General features: G+C 33.7%; 12 protein-coding genes. 3 read left to right on the top strand and 9 right to left on the bottom strand.

Features of this window, described 5'->3' with window-relative positions:
• Positions 1 to 72: 72 nt before the first annotated feature.
• The 3 genes from HMPREF1135_RS11890 to HMPREF1135_RS11880 all read right to left on the bottom strand — a co-directional run bounded on the left by HMPREF1135_RS11890 (position 73) and on the right by HMPREF1135_RS11880 (position 3,340).
• Positions 73 to 999 carry a M14 family zinc carboxypeptidase gene (locus tag HMPREF1135_RS11890; protein ID WP_007595507.1) on the bottom strand — a complete coding sequence of 309 codons (927 nt, stop codon included), beginning with the start codon at positions 997 to 999 and terminating at the stop codon, positions 73 to 75.
• A 232-nt stretch (positions 1,000 to 1,231) separates the two neighbouring features.
• Positions 1,232 to 2,989: an IS1634 family transposase gene (locus HMPREF1135_RS11885; protein WP_007592098.1), complete on the bottom strand. Its 1,758-nt coding sequence runs from the start codon at positions 2,987 to 2,989 to the stop codon at positions 1,232 to 1,234.
• A 153-nt stretch (positions 2,990 to 3,142) separates the two neighbouring features.
• Complete coding sequence (locus tag HMPREF1135_RS11880; protein WP_007595499.1) at positions 3,143 to 3,340, bottom strand: hypothetical protein; 198 nt, start codon at positions 3,338 to 3,340, stop codon at positions 3,143 to 3,145.
• Positions 3,341 to 3,585: 245 nt separating this feature from the next.
• Here HMPREF1135_RS11880 and HMPREF1135_RS11875 point away from each other — a divergent pair, with 245 nt between their 5' ends.
• The 3 genes from HMPREF1135_RS11875 to HMPREF1135_RS11865 all read left to right on the top strand — a co-directional run bounded on the left by HMPREF1135_RS11875 (position 3,586) and on the right by HMPREF1135_RS11865 (position 7,829).
• Positions 3,586 to 5,130 carry a carbon starvation CstA family protein gene (locus HMPREF1135_RS11875; RefSeq protein WP_007595486.1) on the top strand — a complete coding sequence of 515 codons (1,545 nt, stop codon included), beginning with the start codon at positions 3,586 to 3,588 and terminating at the stop codon, positions 5,128 to 5,130.
• A gap of 84 nt (positions 5,131 to 5,214) precedes the next feature.
• Positions 5,215 to 6,132, top strand: a complete 918-nt coding sequence (locus HMPREF1135_RS11870) for an AAA family ATPase (protein WP_007595484.1) — start codon at positions 5,215 to 5,217, stop codon at positions 6,130 to 6,132.
• A complete protein-coding gene (locus HMPREF1135_RS11865) occupies positions 6,129 to 7,829 on the top strand; it encodes a hypothetical protein (protein WP_007595483.1) in 1,701 nt (566 codons plus the stop codon). The genes HMPREF1135_RS11870 and HMPREF1135_RS11865 overlap by 4 nt, the downstream gene beginning before the upstream one ends.
• Positions 7,830 to 8,133: 304 nt before the next feature.
• Here HMPREF1135_RS11865 and HMPREF1135_RS11860 read toward each other — a convergent pair whose 3' ends face one another.
• The 6 genes from HMPREF1135_RS11860 to HMPREF1135_RS11840 all read right to left on the bottom strand — a co-directional run bounded on the left by HMPREF1135_RS11860 (position 8,134) and on the right by HMPREF1135_RS11840 (position 17,872).
• Positions 8,134 to 9,984 carry an NACHT domain-containing protein gene (locus tag HMPREF1135_RS11860; RefSeq protein WP_007595481.1) on the bottom strand — a complete coding sequence of 617 codons (1,851 nt, stop codon included), beginning with the start codon at positions 9,982 to 9,984 and terminating at the stop codon, positions 8,134 to 8,136.
• Between the two features lie 278 nt (positions 9,985 to 10,262).
• On the bottom strand, positions 10,263 to 13,475 hold the full coding sequence (locus HMPREF1135_RS11855; protein ID WP_007595480.1) for a type I restriction endonuclease subunit R: 3,213 nt from the start codon (positions 13,473 to 13,475) through the stop codon (positions 10,263 to 10,265).
• A 14-nt stretch (positions 13,476 to 13,489) separates the two neighbouring features.
• Complete coding sequence (locus tag HMPREF1135_RS11850) at positions 13,490 to 14,086, bottom strand: restriction endonuclease subunit S (protein ID WP_007595478.1); 597 nt, start codon at positions 14,084 to 14,086, stop codon at positions 13,490 to 13,492.
• A 17-nt stretch (positions 14,087 to 14,103) separates the two neighbouring features.
• Positions 14,104 to 15,264, bottom strand: coding sequence for a restriction endonuclease subunit S (locus HMPREF1135_RS13585; protein ID WP_007595477.1), 1,161 nt, complete (start codon positions 15,262 to 15,264; stop codon positions 14,104 to 14,106).
• A gap of 35 nt (positions 15,265 to 15,299) precedes the next feature.
• A complete protein-coding gene (locus HMPREF1135_RS11845; RefSeq protein WP_007595476.1) occupies positions 15,300 to 16,301 on the bottom strand; it encodes a PIN domain-containing protein in 1,002 nt (333 codons plus the stop codon).
• 5 nt (positions 16,302 to 16,306) lie between these two features.
• Positions 16,307 to 17,872, bottom strand: coding sequence for a type I restriction-modification system subunit M (locus HMPREF1135_RS11840; RefSeq protein WP_007595475.1), 1,566 nt, complete (start codon positions 17,870 to 17,872; stop codon positions 16,307 to 16,309).
• Positions 17,873 to 18,041: the final 169 nt, after the last annotated feature.

Here is an 18,041-nt window from a genome sequence, read left to right as displayed (position 1 = left end):
TGAATACCAAAGCAAATAGTTTGATACTCAAAGTATTTTAATTTTACTACATAAATTTGTCAAGTGATTTGTTCATTCAGTTCCGTATGCTATTAATGCATCTTTCTTTCTGACCCCCAAGGATAATGTATAGTATAAAATATCCGCATCAAATTTTGCCACAACTACCTGAAGCTTTTCTCCTTCAATATTTTTTAATACTCCAAGCAGTTCTCCCTTTTTTACTCTCTGTCCCTGTTTAATATAAGGATACCAAAGCCCGTCACACTCCGCCTCTACATACTCTGCACTCACTATCTCTTTTTGTTTTTTATTTACGCTTATATCATGTCCCTCTTTTATTATTCCAAGTATCTCCATAAGCTTATATATGTCTTTTTTTTCAGCAAGTACATCCTCTTCACTCCATATACCATGTGCCCCTCTTTCATAGAGCATTGCGGGAATATTTTTCTTTGTGGCATAGCTATAAAGTCCGTTGGATGCATAGGAGCCGACTCTAAAATTTACGCTCATTCTCGAAGCTATATCTCTCACATAGTTTTTCATATCTTTACCGGATCCGTAAGGAAAAAAGATAAGGGGAATAAGATTCTCATTAATATCTCCCCCATGCAAATCCACTATAAAATCAGCTGTCGGGTAGAGATATTTTTCTATATCAAAAGCAATTCTTTGTGTACTTGTACCTTTTTCATCACCCGGAAATTCCCTGTTTAAATTTTTATAATCCGATGTGGATATCTGTTTTACTCCGTCATAAAATCCGTCGGTATTTAAAACAGGGCAGATAATAATATTTCCGGATAATTTTTCAGCTTTAAGTTCTTTTATAAGTCTTAGAGCTGTTTCTATTCCCACATATTCTCCGCCATGTACTCCTGCGGTTATAACTAAAGTTTTCCCTGTATTTCTCCCACAAAAAGCTGTTCCGCTTATATTTCCAAGTATGAATTTTTTCTTTTCCCCTTTATTTATCAGAATATCTCCTATTTTCATAGATTCCTCCTTTCCGAATACACTAAGTTTTTATGTTATATTAGCATAGTTAGTCGCATCTAACCATACATTTTTTCATTACTTATTATTTAGCCAAATAAAAGACGGATGTCTGTTTTTCTATATTTTTTATTTTTTTATGAAAGATATTTCCATGTTTTATTAAAAAAACTTGAAAAACTTATTTTCAAGTAGTACCTGACTTCCGTCGTTTCTCTCAAAACCTAGTACTCTAGGCATCCAAGAGCATGCAGTTTTGAAAGAAATTGTCGACTTCAGCTTTGGTTAAATAGAGGGCATCAAGGTTACTAAAACCAACCAGTTTTTTAACCTTTTCGTTAACGGACTGGTATCTTGATATATTGATATATGTATTATCACCTTTATTTACCACTCTAAAATCACGCATAAAGTTAATCAAGTCATAAGAGTTTATTTTATTCTTGAAGCACTTGATTTCTAATACTCTTAAAAGAAACAAACTAAGGTAGCATATCAAAAAATGCCCGTAGATTGTTTCTTTTTTCTGTAAATAAACAGGCCTGGCATCCAGGTATGATTTTGTAAGTCTAAAAGATTCCTCGATTTTCCATAGGCTATGGTATGTCTTATATACCTGTAATGGCTCCATGTCTATCTCAGATGTCACTAAAAGGTTATATCCTGCATATTTAAGATCTTCATCAATCTTAGATTTATTTAAATCTATTATAGGCTTTATTGTCTTGCCTGTACTATCTTTAGTTATGATGTCTAAATATTTAGCGCAATCTCCAAGTTCATCTTTAGCGATATTTTTGTATGTAGAAAACTTTGAAGCTTTATCGACCATTTTCATTATTTCAAGTCTTTGTTTCTTTGCAAGGTTAGGATTATAAGAGACGATACGCTTTTCTTTTACAGAGAACTTTGTAACACTCTCTTTTCCTGTTTCCGGATCGATCTCTTTAAAGCTGTAGTCAAAGCTGTCAATACAGGATTTAAGACGAAAAGATATATTACCTCTTTCATCAGTGTAATTAGAAAAGACATTTGTATCATTCTCAAGTAGAACCCATTTCTTTTCCTTTTCACTTAGATTCTTACCATGTATTGATTTTGAGAATATATAGCCGTCATTATCTTCTTTAACGGCAGCATAAATATTTCTTGCACAATTAAGTCCTTTATCAGCCACCTGAATTGTCTTACCTGATACGCTGTGTCGTTGCTTCATTTCTTCAATAACTTTTCTAATATACGGCTTTTCCGATTCATTTCCGGGATACATTTGCATGGAGACAGGTACGAGATCAGCATCTAAAAGTAAAGCTTGCCCTATTATCGGGGAGTGCCTATTCTCTTTTGAAGGTCCCTTTTGCTTATCATCACTAGGGATATCAATTTCAAAGTAATAATTAGTGCAATCAAAAAATACATTGCTTAGATCCCTTTTATAATACCTTTCATAAGAGTGATTAAATAAATCAATATACTTTTTATAAGACTCTCCTATGAAAGAACACCCGTCATATACTTGGTCTTCAGAGATTGTAGAGCTGCCATAAAGGTATGGAAATATATGAGAGGCTGTCTTTGACTTAGAGCATGGAGATATAACTCTTGCATAAATAAGTTGTGTAATTAAGTCAAATACAGAGAACTGAAAACGCATTTGAGAAGCAAGTATATCAATAGTTTCTTTAACATCAAGCTCATCAATTAATGAGTAGAGTAAGAAGTGCCCTATATTAAGTTCAACAGGGGAGGAAAATGCACGAGGACGTGACTCTTCAGAAAGAGCTTTTGTTCTATTCTCATTTTGCTCTTTTACATAGTCACTGTAAAATTTAACAGGATCAGGAATCTCACCTGAAATCAAATCCTCAACATAACCAAAAGATTTTACATTTTTTGTTCTTGGTTGCTTTTTATCCTTATCCCAAAATGATTCATACATCTGAAGATAAGTACCTTTTTTCTTCTTTTCTTTTCTCAAAAAATAAGCCATAAACACCTCTAAAAGTAAAGTACTATGAAGTACTATGATTATAACATACTCAAAAAAAATTTTCAACTTTTTTTAAATATTTTTTATGGCAGAAAAGCCTTTAAAATAAGGGGTCTAAAAGAATTGCGTAAAATCAAATAGCTTATTAGAAATTTAAAACGTCGGAACTTTCATAGTACTTCGACGGAAGACGGGAGCTGTTTCTATTCCCACATATTCTCCGCCATGTACTCCTGCGGTTATAACTAAAGTTTTCCCTGTATTTCTCCCACAAAAAGCTGTTCCGCTTATATTTCCAAGTATGAATTTTTTCTTTTCCCCTTTATTTATCAGAATATCTCCTATTTTCATAGATTCCTCCTTTCCGAATACACTAAGTTTTTATGTTATATTAGCATAGTTAGTCGCATCTAACCATACATTTTTTCATTACTTATTATTTAGCCAAATAAAAGACGGATGTCTGTTTTTCTATATTTTTTATTTTTTTATGAAAGATATTTCCATGTTTTATTAAAAAAACTTGAAAAACTTATTTTCAAGTAGTATGTTTATTATGTATTAATTAAACATAGATAGAAAGAGAGGAATTTTCTATGGCAACATTTATGATCGGCCTTGTGATTCTAATCGTAGGCGGGCTTATCATGGGCAAGTTATGTGACCATGTTTTTCAGCCTGACGACAGAGAAACACCGGCCTATTCTAAGCAGGACGGTGTAGACTATGTTCCTATGCCTACATGGAAAAATGCACTTATCAACCTACTTAATATCGCAGGAACAGGACCTATTCTCGGACCTATCCAGGGTATTCTTTTCGGACCTATAGCACTTCTTACAATACCGATAGGTAATGTAATCGGCGGTGCTGTTCACGACTATTTTGCAGGTATGATTTGTACAAGAGACGGCGGCGCTCAGATGCCTGAGATGGTTCGCAAATATACAAGTAAAACCGTATTCTGGATTTATGACGTGTTTGTATGTCTCTTGCTTTTACTTGTAGGTACGGTATTTATTTATACACCGGGTGATATAGCCGCAACTCAGGTATTCGGTTTCAGCGGTTCTCCTACAGAAGTTTCAACATGGGTCATCTACGCTGCGATTTTTGTTTATTACCTTATTGCAACAGTTTTCCCGATTGATAAGATTATAGGACGTGTATACCCTATCTTCGGTGCGATTTTGGTATTCTCCGCACTTGGTGTATTCGGTGCAATGGTTATCTTCCATTATCCGCTTGTAGATGTTTGGGGAAGCTGGGCAACACAGTCATTTGACTATGCAGCATATTTTAAAGCGGGACATTTTATTCCGATTTTCTTCGTTACTGTAGCCTGCGGTATCCTTTCAGGATTCCATTCATCACAGACAGCTCTTGTAGCTCGTACAATTAAGAGCGAAAAAGAAGGTCGTATGACTTTCTACAATATGATGGTTGTTGAAGGATTTATAGCTATGGTATGGGCTGCCGGTACAATGGCACTTATCCAGTTTACAGCTGAGCACGGCGGTATCACAATGCAGCTTAGTGACAAGGGTGTATGGCAGTATATGATCCAAAAAGGAGGCGAGCTTGTCGCTATTTCTCCTACCAGTGTTGTAGGTGTAGTATGTAGATATGCACTTGGACCTATCGGAGGTGCCGTAGCACTTATCGGTATTATTATACTTCCTATAACATCAGGAGATACAGCACTTCGTGCACTTAGACTTACTATTGCAGATACTTTCCACATCAAGCAGGATAACAATGCAAGAAGACTCAGTCTTGCCGTTCCTATTTTCGTTATAGTAGGTGCAATCCTTGTTTGGGCAAAGATTGATCCTAAGGGATTCAATATTCTTTGGAGATATTTCGCATGGTCTAACCAGACAATGGCACTCTTCCCACTTGCTGCCGCTACTATTTATTTAATAATAAATAAGAGAGGACAGTGGGCATGGATGACTCTCATACCGGGTGTCTTCTACACATTTATTTGTGCATGCTATATCTTGAATGCAAAGCTTGGCTTCGGTTTAAGCTGGAATGTTGCTTATATCGTCGGTGCTGTAATTGCCGCTTTATATGCAGTTCTTACTATCTGGAGAGGTAAAAAGGGTGGTTTCACTCCTGCCGATCCTGTAAAGTAAATAAAATTATTGCTCCTCCCAAGACAGTTGTAATATAATACTGTCTTGGGAGTTTTTTATTATTTTTTATTAGACAGAGGAAATATGGAAATTTTAGAATTTTTAAAACAGGAAAATATATCGGATAAAATTATTTCAGAAATAAAGTCATTTAGAAGCTTCTATAAGCTTGAAACCGAGGATGAAAGAAGAATCCCGAAAGATTCATATCTTTACTACGGAAAAGAGATTTGGGAAGAGGCGGCTACAGCTATAATAGCAGGTGAAAATATCTTGCTTGACGGTCCTAAAGCTACAGGAAAGAATGTATTGGCACAAAATCTTGCAATGGCATTTGCAAGACCGGAGTGGGATATATCACTTTATATAAATACCGATGCTTCATCTCTTATAGGCTCGGATACCTTTGAAAACGGCGAAGTCAAGCTTAGAAAAGGACCTATACTTAACTGTGCCCTAAAAGGAGGTTTCGGCGTGCTTGATGAAATAAATATGGCAAAGAATGAATCTCTTGCCGTACTTCATGCGGTACTTGACTTCAGAAGAACCATTGATTTGCCGGGATATGACAGAATAAATCTTCATGAAGCCACAAGATTTATAGGTACAATGAACTACGGCTATGCAGGCACCAGAGAGATGAACGAAGCCCTTGCTTCAAGATTTATGGTACTTCATATGCCTGTTATATCGGCAGAAAACTTACAAAAGCTTATAAAGGATAAATATCCTACTCTAAAACCTGAGTACATATCACAATTTGCCGCTCTCTTTGATGAAATAAGAAAAAAATGTGAGGGCGGTGAAATCTCTACAAGAAGTCTTGATCTTAGAGGTCTTATCTCCTGTATAGGAATGATGAAAAAGGGACTTGGAGTTACAAAGGCTCTAGAAATGGGACTTATCAATAAATGCTTTGATGAGTATGAAAGACAGCTTGTACTTGATATTGTAAGTGCCAGATTACCTGAAAGTCTTTTGGGGGAGAGTATCTTTTCATGATCTTGACGGAGTTTGAAAAAAAGAGAGCCGCAAACATGATTTGGAATGCTGCAGGAAATTATGATGTTTCCGTCGGATTTCGTATGTATGACAATGATGCAAAGGCGGATCTTTACTGGAATACTATACTTGGCAGCAGCTATGCACATTTTGACTGGAAAAGGTTAAAAGAGTTTTACAATACCTTCCATGAAACAATAGGGCAGGGAACCTATGAAGCATTGTTTTGGATTGCACTTGAAAATTCCACCTTTGAAAAGGAAAAGGATTCAAGACCGAGTCTTCCACTACTTAGAAAAGAGTACTGCAAACAAAAGCTCATAGAATTTATGCCGAGTATTGCCGAAAGCAGAGAGGGATGGATACTTGAAGGACATTACAGGACTTCTATGGGTGAGGACAGCGGACTGCCCGATTTGGTAGACAGGAAACTCTTAAGTGATGTTGAAATCGGTGCTGATGTGGATACAGAAGGCTTTATAAAAAGTCTGTCAAATACCCTTGCAAAGTATTTTACCTATCTTCCCGGTGTCAGTGCAAAGGGACAAAAGCGCAGATTCAAAATCCCTGTTCCAAGACTTTTCTTCGGCAAAAAGGCAGGCGTATCAAATGAAATAGAAGGAGTCACCAAGCTTGTACTTGGCTATGTTGAAAATCAGGGAGGTGCCGACGCCTCCGCATTTGAAACAGACTCTGAAAAATTTAACAGAATCACGGAAGAGGGACTTAGAAAATATATCAGCAGCTATTTCGGAAAGTCCATTTATGATGATAAGACTTCGGAGAAAATACAAAGAGAGTGCTGTACCGGTAATCACGAAGGTACCAGAATATTTTTTACAAGAGGTGAAAGTGAAGATAAGGTAAGCGGATTTGCCGCAAAGATGCGAAAAGAAATGCAAAAGCAGTATACTAAAAACAAAGCATTTTTCTTTGACAATATCGGAAGTAATAATGCGGCCGTCTTGGAACTTACAAATCGTATAAAAAATGCTCTGCTGACTCAGCTTGAGCCTACTACAGTTTATTCAAAAACAGGTAAATTAAATCCTGCTCTTGTCTGGAAGGCACTTTATCTTAACAATAATAAGATTTTTGAAAAACAGGTGGCTGAAGGTAGCGGTAATATAAGTGTCGATATTTTACTGGATGCCTCAGCTTCACAGATTCATCGTATGGACACAGTATCAACACAGGGCTATATTATTTCAAAAGCACTTGACAACTGCCATGTTCCTGTAAGAGTATGGGGATATTCATCTATGAACGGCTACACTGTAATGAATCTTTACAGAGATTATAATGAGACCTCAAAGAACAATGAAATATTCAGATTCTTTACCACAGGTGCCAACAGAGACGGTCTTGCACTTAACGCTTTAATGGAACAGATGAAGAAAAACAATGCTTCTCACAGAGTTGTGATATGGCTTACAGATATAAAGCCGAATGATATGCTTGAGGTCAAGGGTAAATCAAGAAATTACAGCGGTGATATCGCTATAGAGGATATGACCGAGCTTGTGCATAAGGCAAAGCTTAAAAACATTTATGTCCTCTGTGCCTTTACCGGCGATGACGCCGACCTGCCGAATGTTCAAAAAATCTTCGGCCGAAGTTTTGTAAAGGTGAAATCGCTTGATAATTTTGCATCTTTGGTAGGAAATATGTTACAGGCGGAAATTAGGAGAATGTAAAATATGATGAGGTAAGCAATCTTTCCTCTTGTTATATATAACAGTAAAAATAGCATATCAATATAGGGTGGCTTTGCCACCCTTAACTTATAAAATTATATTTTATTCAGGTATTCGTCCTTTATACATGATACTTCCTTATATCTACATTATCACGAACAGAATAATGCATTACATCAATGTAGAGAATTGTATAACCTTTATCTAACGGTCTATTATCCTTATAAATGTCTGAAATATCCTTCTATTGTTTTTAACAATTTGTGTTTCAAAAGTATATTTACAGTCACCAAGAACTTCACTATCATAATTCCTCTAAAATTGTAGCAACTTTTTTCTTTCGACTTATCTTTCTATCATCATATTTTTCCACAGTTTGTATTGCAAATTCAATTTGACCTTTAAAAAAATCTAAATATTCAAGCAACTCCTCCGGATTAAGAAACTCTAATACTTCATCAAATGTTAGTTTTAAAATACTAGGCCAATTTCCACATTTATTATTCCTCATACATATTTCTGCTATACATTTTTCTATTTTTTTATATATCTGCATTTCTCGTTCATCATTGTTGCCCAAATATCGAAACATGTTTAATCGACTATTCAGAATTAATCCATAAAACAAATATTGATCTTTTATAGTTAAAGATGTTCTATAGCGTTTTTTCTCTCTATATGGATCTTTAACAAATGTTACTCCTTCATACATGATATTTAACAATTCTATTGAGAACCCATATTGTGAATATAAGCTCTTAATTTCTCTCAAAATTGGACATAAAATTATTTTGTTTACTTTTTCGCTTTGTAAATCAAATAGCATAGTAAAATAGGCATCTGAAAATAAAGAATCCGACTCTTGTATCCAAGTCAATAATAATTTTGATTGCTCATCATCAACTAGCTTACATGTATATACTGCTGCAAAATACTCTTGAAAAGAACGATGAGAGAAACGATAAGCCCCACCTTCTTTTACCAGCATGCATACAGACTGTGTTAAGTCCTCCTGAAAATTCTCAACAGTAAAATTAAACCTATCAAATTTTTCCCTAGCCTGTTGAATATAAATCCTTAAACGTGATTCCGAAAATTGAAATTCTTCATTAAAATATGATTTAAAACAAATATACGAAAAAACCAGTTTAAAGTCCTCGCACCCTAATCCACTTCTTATATCCCTAATATATGAATCTTTTGTTGCATCATGAGCATTAAATAATGTAACAAATGCCTCACCATAAAAATCATTCAATCTTTCAGGTATAGATGCATGTTTTTGAAATGTAAGTAACATAATATTTAGTAATAAGGGATTTGAAGCAAATGACTCATATTTATCATAAAGTGTTCTATCTAACTCTTTATAAAAAGTGTCTTTCACCACTTCATCAAACTCTAACTTTTTTACCAAATTTAATGCTTGTTGCTTATTCAATTTAAGTGTTTCTACCTCACAAAAATCATTCCATCCTATAAATTCTTCAGAGGGTCTTGATGAAACTAAAAATTTATTTTTACCATACTTCTCTGATAGTTCCTTTATTTCTCTTGTTATTTTCTCTGTCTTGTCTCTATTAACCTCATCATAACCATCAAAGAGAATTATGTATGCCCCCTCTTTTAAACTATATTCAAAATATTTATCACTTAGTTCAAACCCGTTATCCACCAAACCTTTATATATGGCTGTATAAATAGATATGTCCTTAGTATCATATATATTAAAACTCCTTAATTCGATTAAGACAGGAATATACGCTGTTTCTGCAATCGTATTAAGAAATAAATGTTTAAATAGAATGGATTTTCCTATGCCACCTGTTCCAGAAACAATAATCTTGTTCCCTATTTTTAATATATCATTGATATTTTCTGTATTTATAGTATTTCCATTATACCTAACACCTGTGCACTCATAGAATGAATAAAGATCTTTAGGTGCTCTCCTATATATTATTGTCTTAATTTTGCTTACTTTTTGTTCTGTATTTATAAGATATTTTTCATAAGCATTTTTATAGCGAATAGAATCCTTCGCATCCAAATCCTCAAAAAACTTTTTTATCTTGTTCCATGCAGTTTTTATACAATCTTCAGCTATATTAGTAGTAATATTGGTTAAAAGCTGTTGACTATCTATACTATCCATAATACTCTTCCTCCTATACATTTTTTATCATAATAGTTAAGAACTTCAACAAGAATATTTCCTTATATACTTTATCATAAATCTTAATTGTAATCCATTATTTAGCTCATCCGATAATACCTGTTATACCTACTCACACGCTGCTCTGTGCATACCCGTTCTTTTGCCTTATGAATTGAATAATTTATATCATCAATACAAAGATTTGAGTAAATTTCGTATGGCAGCCTGTTCTGTCAATAAACAATATAAGTCATACACTTGACGCCTCACCCCACTTAGTTCAACTTATCTGCAACATTACCCAGATGTTTTTGACTGTCTATATCGTAATTCGCAATCTTTGGCTTTTCATCAGCAAATGATCCACCGATACCGTAATACTTTTCAAAGAAAGATTTAAGCTTATCAATGACTGTCAGTTTTTTAGCAGCTCGACTTCCACCCCCAAAACGGGATACTGCCGGCATAAACTTATCAATTTCCGTACCTGTAGTCTTGATTTCACCGTCACGAAATGCATTTTCAATGAACTTCCTGGTTTCAATTCCTTTAAGATTTTCCTCATCAATAATTTGAAGAATCTCCTCTTCTCGATTTTTATTTACATAATCACTCCATTCAGCCATAACGTCATCAACATCATTGATTCCTGAAATAAAATTCTCAATAAGAAGCTTTTTACTACGAAGCTCAGGACTTGAATCAATAGCCTTTTTAATTGTAATAAGCACCTCTTTATCTTCACAATGACTGTCGTGATACTTATTAACCAGCACAAGAATATAATCAATATTTATTTCTATCTGCTTGATAAGCTCAACTTCAAATACAATATCATCAATAATATCAGTGCTTTCACCCTTTTTTCGCTTTTCATTCCATTCATCACGTAAATCCTGATATCTACCAAGATAATCCTGGAAATCTCTTTCAGTAATTATTTCTTGACCTGAGAATTCGTCAAATGCAGCTAATATATTTCTCATACGAAGAATAGCACCAAATAAAGCAATAAAATCCTTCTGATTCTGCTCACCTATGATTCTAGGCTCTGAAAGCGGAAACTTTGATATAAGTTCTTCTATCATGTCCACATATCCGGTATATAATTTACCGTCTACGCCCTCATAGCCATAGTAATAATCTTTGAATCCCTTCATCAAGACAATACCGCCTGCATTTTTATCACCAAAAAGAGAAATAGCAGTATCTACTCTCTTTTGAAGATTTCTAAAACAAATAATATTTCCAAAGGTCTTAATAGAATTCAAAATTCTGTTTGTTCTTGAAAATGCCTGAATCAGTCCATGCATTTTGAGATTCTTATCTGCCCACAATGTATTTAATGTAGTTGCATCAAAACCTGTAAGGAACATATTTACCACAATAAGTAAATCAAGCTCCTTGTTTTTCATACGTAGTGAAACATCCTTATAATAATTTTGAAATTTATCACTGTCTGTCGAATAATTCGTATGAAACATATCATTATAGTCTTTAATAGCATCTTCTAAAAAATCTCTTGACGATTTATCCAGTGCCGATGTATCTTCTGAGTTCTCCTCATCAAGAATCCCACCTATCACTCCGTCATAGTCATCCTCATTTGCACCGTAACTATAGATAGTGGCAATACGTAATTTCTTAGTAGGATCCGCTTCCATCTGCTTCTTAAATTCCTGGTAATATAATTTTGCCATAGGAACAGACGCCACAGCAAAAATCGAGTTGAATCCGCTCACTCTTTGTTTTTGCTTTATCTCTTCTACTGCACCCTTTTTACCTGATGCAACATCTGAAATATTGGTAAGTGTATTATAAATATAAGTTTTATCACCTCTATATGTCTTTCTGTCAAAGTTGTTTAATATATATTCGGTAATAAGCCTTATTCTTTCGGGTGCCATCATTGCCTTTTCACGTGCAATGTCCCACACCTGCTCATCATCTATATCTTCACCTAAATCCATAGTCTTAACGTAGTCTACCCTAAATGGTAGAACATTCTTATCATTAATGGCATCCACTATCGTATAGGTATGAAGTTGATCTCCAAATGTCTGCTCAGTTGTAAAAAACTGTGACTTGCGAACACCTCCGGTATTTGCAGGGAAAATCGGAGTTCCTGTAAATCCGAATAAATGGTACTTTTTAAAGCTTTTTACAATCGCTGCATGCATATCACCAAATTGACTTCTATGACATTCATCAAAGATAATAACCACATGCTTATTGTAAACATCATGTTCTTTATTTTTCTTGATAAAAGTTGCAAGTTTCTGAATAGTGGTAATAATAATATGTGCATTGTCATCTTCCAACTGCTTCTTTAGTATTGCTGTAGAAGTATTACTATTTGCCGCACCTTTCTCAAAACGGTCATATTCCTTCATTGTCTGATAGTCAAGGTCTTTACGGTCAACAACAAATAATACCTTATCTATATAAGACAGTGATGACGCTTGCCTTGCAGTCTTAAATGATGTAAGCGTCTTACCTGAACCTGTTGTATGCCATATATATCCTCCACCGGCTACATCACCATATTTTTTATAGTTATTAGCTATATCAATACGATTTAAAATACGCTCAGTAGCAGTAATCTGATACGGTCTCATTACCATAAGCATATTTTCTGATGTAAAGATACAGTATTTTGTAATAATATTGAGAATAGTATGCTTGGCAAAGAATGTTCTTGTAAAATCAATCAAATCAGGAATAACTCTATTGTTTGCATCTGCCCAAAAAGAAGTAAATTCAAAGCTGTTACTTGTTTTACTTTTCTTTGACATAGCTGCTGCATTTATATCTTTGATAGCATTAAATCTGGTACTGTTTGAATAATACTTTGTATTTGTTCCATTAGATATAACAAAAATCTGTGTATATTCAAACAAACCGCTTCCTGCCCAAAACGAATCCCTTTGATATCTGTTAATCTGATTGAATGCTTCTCGAATAGCCACTCCTCTACGTTTTAATTCTATATGTACCAGAGGAAAACCGTTCACCAGTATAGAAACATCATATCTATTATCACGCTTTGCACCTTGTGCAGTACTTATTACATATTGGTTGATAACCTGTAAAAAATTATTATGTATATTTTTCTTATCAATAAGAGTAATATTCTTTGTACTTCCGTCATCACGCTTTAATACCTGAATATTGTCTTCTTGAATTTTACGAGTTTTTTCTACAATTCCCTCATTTTGATTCGCAATACATTCTTTAAAGAATCTGTTCCACTCGGTTTCTGAGAAATTATAGTTATTAAGTTTTTCAAGCTGAACACGAAGATTATTAGTCAAATCATTTTCCTTATGTATTTTAAGATATTCATATCCCTGTTCAGTAAGCATATAAATAAATTCTTTTTCCAATGCTGCTTCAGATTGGTAATTTACGTAACGTGTTTTTACCGGTTCATATTCTGTAACAACTGTATTTTCTGTAGTCTGTGCGATAATATTAAAATATGACACAGCACTTTCCTCCTTTACTTAAAATCAAGTAATTTATCTCTATAGTATTCATATTGTTTTTTTCGGGCTTCTATTTCGGCAGGAAGCCCACTTGTAATATCATTGCATAATGAATCGAATCTATCCAAAATAGATACTATTCTTGATTGCTCTTCTATGGTAGGCAACACTATTTTATAATGTTTTAACAACCTATCTGAAATCGCAGGATAACTGGCTCCTTGTTGATTTGCTTCAATATATGCATAGAAATCGTTGGTTCCTATAACATGATAAATATAATTTGTTAAAGACATTTGTTCATTAATTCTTAATACACAAAATCCTGTGCTACATATCTGATTTTCATATTTTTCTGTAGCAACACAATATCGTTTCAACATAGGTCTTGTTCCACCAAACAAAATATCATTTTTCTTTATTATCTGTTTTGCCCTGCTCGGTGCATTGTCCTTGCAAATTAGAATTACATCTTCATCATTAATACAATGTTTTTCCCTACTAACAGAAGTCAAGTCAACATAATACTTATTTCCAGTCTCATTATTCCAACTAATTAATGATACTTTATTACAAATTTCTTCAAGGCTTACATCTACATAGCCAAACACATACTGAACCAGTTTAATTACTGTCTGTCTGTCTGTCTGTCTGTCTGTCTGTCTGTCTGTCTGTCTGCTAAGATTGTGCTTCCTGTTTCAGCAAATGTCAACAACACATCTCTATAGTATTCGTACTGTTTCCTACGGGCTTCAATCTCAGCAGGAAGTCCTATATTAAGGTCATTACAAATTTTTTCAAAGTTATCAAGACAATCAACTATTTTTCTTTGTCTATTTAATGATGGTATTGTTAAATTCAACTTATTCAATACTGATTGTGTAAGACTAGGCACTCCACCTGCTGTATTCAAAGATTCCAAATGTTCCTTCTGTAACAAATAATATAAGTACTTTGGAATAAGTTTACTTTCATTAATTTCAGTATAAAAAACTGTATCTACATTCCAAAATGGTTCTTCTACATAAAACAAGTTACTTAATGATCCTTTTCTTGGAATCAATACAGATGGCTTATCATAAGTATATTCACTTTTGTATGTCATAATACCACCTGACCCATATACAGGATATTTTCCATCTTTAAGATGTTTATAATCTTTTCCATTTTTAATATTAACAACATCTGACAATGGTATATTTTCTACATCATCACATGGTGGTACTAGTAGCATATCTCTATAATATTCATACTGTTTTTTACGAGCTGTAAGCTCTGCTGTAAGCTTTGTTGTAAGTTCTTCTGTAAGCAATGTGAAAGAGTCCAAAATGCGGACTATTTCACGTTGTACCTCCATAGGAGGTACAGGAACCGGATATCTATTCAACATTGGTCTACGCACAGAAGTAACAGATGAATTCACAGCTGTTTTTTGAATATATTCAAAAAAATTTGCTTTCATGTAATGGAACAAGAATCTTACATTTAACCTGCTATCTGTAATATGAATTCTATAAGCTCTTTGATGCAATGCATATTTTCCATTTATATAATGAAAAATTTTACCAACACCAACACCATCTCCAGATGTTATAATAGCGGCTTCATCATAGTCGTAATCATTTAATCTTCTTACTTCTTGAGATCTAACAAAAAATGGAAACTCTCCCTCATTAAGCCCTTCATTAGTATTATGTCTTCCTGTCCCAATATCTGCTAAATGCGACAATTGAAAATATACTACACCATCAGGACATAGCCTATTTATTAAATTATTTAATCTATTCATTTTAGTTGCTATCCTATCACCTAATATTTACTGTATTATTCAAGTATATCATTTATTTCTGTTTCACAGTCTCCTTCTGAACTTTCCACATCTATTTCTTTTATAATTTCAAAAGCTTTTTTTGCGCACTCGCCTACTTCATCATATTTAACATTTGATAATATAGTATTATAAAAATCAAAAATATCATCATCTCTTATTATCCACTTTACTTGTGCATTATATACTAGAGCACAGCAAATTTTTGCAATATCTGCTTTTGTCCAACTTGAATATTTTTTTAGTAAGGCTACCAATCCATGTGTTTCCATAAAAGATTTACTATTTATTAACATGCTAATATATTCTTGTTTTTTAATCTCTTCCTTAAGCTGTATTTCCTCCACATGTTCATTCAAAAATCCAACTAATGTTGAATAAAAATGTACTTTCGATTCTTTTTTATTTCTCCACTCTTTAACCAAAAATTCATTCATATTATCATTACAAATCAATGAACTATAATCTTTATCTGAACTAATAAGATATAAATCTTCTCCGTTATTTATATTATCTAATAAGCATTCCCAATTTATTGCATCACCATAACTGTTATTCTTCCCCGGCGGATTTCCAATCTTATAACGGTTATATGCTTTTTCAACATACTTATCACAAGGTATGAATTCTACAATATCAAAAAAACTTTTTAATACTTTATCTGCTGGGAGTTCTTCATTAATTATGTCTTTTTCAATTTCTTTTTTAAATTCATCAAACTTTTTCTTAACAGAAGTTAAAGCATCTTTCAACTCTGCAAAATGATTATATCCTTTACAAAATACAGGATCCTTAGGTATTTTTAAATCAAAACTTTTAAGGGCATCCAAAATTTTATTTTCTCTATTTCTAGTTATTTCATCATAAACTTGTTGAGGAACTATCAAATTTATATTTTGATTAATCATGTTCTTAAATCTCTCAAATTGTGAAAGATCATCATTTGTAAAATGATATAAAGAGAGCCATATATTTGTATCAATAAAAACATTTTTCATCCTATTTACACCTCAATTTCTGCAATTATTTCATCAATTGCTTTTCTCAAAGCTTCTTCACGAGCAACTATTTCTTTAATTTCCGTATTAAGTTTTACTATATCAATCTTTTCTCTTGTATCTTCAGCCTCTACATAAGTAGAAACAGAAAGGTTGTATTCATTTCCTGAAACCTCTTCATATGTGGCAAGATGTGAAAAATGCTTGATTTCAGCTCTTTTTGTAAAGCAGTCCACAATCTTATTCATATTTTCCTGAGTGAGTTTATTATTATTTGTAACCTTAACACACTCGTTTGTAGCATCTATAAATAAAGTTTTACTATCAGCTTTTCCCTTCTTTAAAACCATAATACAGGTTGCAATAGATGTACCGAAGAAAAGATTTGACGGAAGTTGAATTATACAATCAACATAGTTATTATCTATAAGATACTTTCTGATCTTCTGCTCAGCACCTCCACGATACATTATACCTGGGAAGCATACAATAGCCGCAGTTCCATTTGATGCAAGCCATGAAAGACTATGCATAATGAATGCCAAATCAGCTTTACTCTTAGGTGCAAGCACTCCAGCAGGTGCAAATCTGGGATCGTTTATAAGTAACGGATTTTCATCTCCTGCCCATTTTATTGAATATGGCGGATTTGAAACAATAAGTTCAAAAGGCTCATCATCCCAGTGTGCAGGTGCTGTGAGAGTATCTTCACATGCAATACTGAACTTATCAAATCCTATATCATGTAAGAACATATTTATACGACAAAGGTTATAGGTTGTTATATTGATTTCCTGTCCAAAGAATCCGTTACGAACTTTATCTCTTCCAAGTACTTTCTCAGCCTTCAAAAGCAACGAACCCGATCCGCAGGCAGGGTCATATACCTTGTTAATTTCAGTCTTTCCAACTGTACCAAGCCTTGTAAGCAACTCTGAAACATCTGCAGGTGTAAAGAATTCTCCACCTGACTTACCTGCATTTGATGCATACATTGTCATAAGGTATTCGTAGGCATCTCCAAAAGCATCAATATCATGATTTTTTACATCTCCAAGATTCATACCGGCAACACCATCAAGAAGCTTGCAAAGTTTTTCATTTCTCTTTGCTACCGTTGAACCAAGCTTATTACTGTTCACATCAAAGTCATCAAAAAGACCTGCAAAGTCGGATTCAGATTCACTTCCCTTTGCAGATTCTTCAATATGTCGAAACACTTTCTCAAGAGTTTCATTCAAATTTTCATCACCTTTAGCTTTTGCCCTTACATTGCAAAACAGTTCTGACGGTAGAATAAAGAATCCTTTTTCTTCAACCAGACTCTGTCTTGCTTCTTCTGCTTTTGTATCATTCATCATTGAATAATCAAAGTCCGGATTTCCTGCTTCTATTTCACCTTTATTTATATAATCTGTTATATTTTCAGATATATATCTATAGAACATAGTGCCCAGTACATAATTTTTAAAGTCCCAACCATCTACCGCACCTCTAAGTTCATCCGCTATTGCCCATATTGCACGATGAAGCTCATCTCGTTCCTGCTCTTTCTTATTATCTATAGCCATTACTATCTCCTGTATTAACCTCTCCACTTATAAAGTAACTCAAATTTCTCACAACGATAGGTTATGTTAAAAATTCTATTTTAAACAAATAAAAAGGTATAATTTTATAATATTTACATTGTACCACAAAACCATTCATATTCATAAAAAAGGTGAGTTGTCATCCAAC

The sequence above is a fragment of the Lachnoanaerobaculum sp. OBRC5-5 genome, from assembly GCF_000296385.1.
Classification (GTDB): Bacteria; Bacillota; Clostridia; order Lachnospirales; family Lachnospiraceae; genus Lachnoanaerobaculum.
This window is presented reverse-complemented; position numbering and strand designations above follow the sequence as displayed.

Excerpts from the sequence above, each read along its gene's own strand:
- HMPREF1135_RS11870 (WP_007595484.1), top strand. The coding sequence starts at position 5,215 with ATGGAAATTTTAGAATTTTTAAAACAGGAAAATATATCGGATAAAATT.
- HMPREF1135_RS11880 (WP_007595499.1), bottom strand. The coding sequence starts at position 3,340 with ATGAAAATAGGAGATATTCTGATAAATAAAGGGGAAAAGAAAAAATTC.
- HMPREF1135_RS11890 (WP_007595507.1), bottom strand. The coding sequence starts at position 999 with ATGAAAATAGGAGATATTCTGATAAATAAAGGGGAAAAGAAAAAATTC.
- HMPREF1135_RS11860 (WP_007595481.1), bottom strand. The coding sequence starts at position 9,984 with ATGGATAGTATAGATAGTCAACAGCTTTTAACCAATATTACTACTAAT.
- HMPREF1135_RS11845 (WP_007595476.1), bottom strand. The coding sequence starts at position 16,301 with ATGAAAAATGTTTTTATTGATACAAATATATGGCTCTCTTTATATCAT.
- HMPREF1135_RS11885 (WP_007592098.1), bottom strand. The coding sequence starts at position 2,989 with ATGGCTTATTTTTTGAGAAAAGAAAAGAAGAAAAAAGGTACTTATCTT.
- HMPREF1135_RS11840 (WP_007595475.1), bottom strand. The coding sequence starts at position 17,872 with ATGGCTATAGATAATAAGAAAGAGCAGGAACGAGATGAGCTTCATCGT.
- HMPREF1135_RS13585 (WP_007595477.1), bottom strand. The coding sequence starts at position 15,264 with ATGAATAGATTAAATAATTTAATAAATAGGCTATGTCCTGATGGTGTA.
- HMPREF1135_RS11865 (WP_007595483.1), top strand. The coding sequence starts at position 6,129 with ATGATCTTGACGGAGTTTGAAAAAAAGAGAGCCGCAAACATGATTTGG.
- HMPREF1135_RS11875 (WP_007595486.1), top strand. The coding sequence starts at position 3,586 with ATGGCAACATTTATGATCGGCCTTGTGATTCTAATCGTAGGCGGGCTT.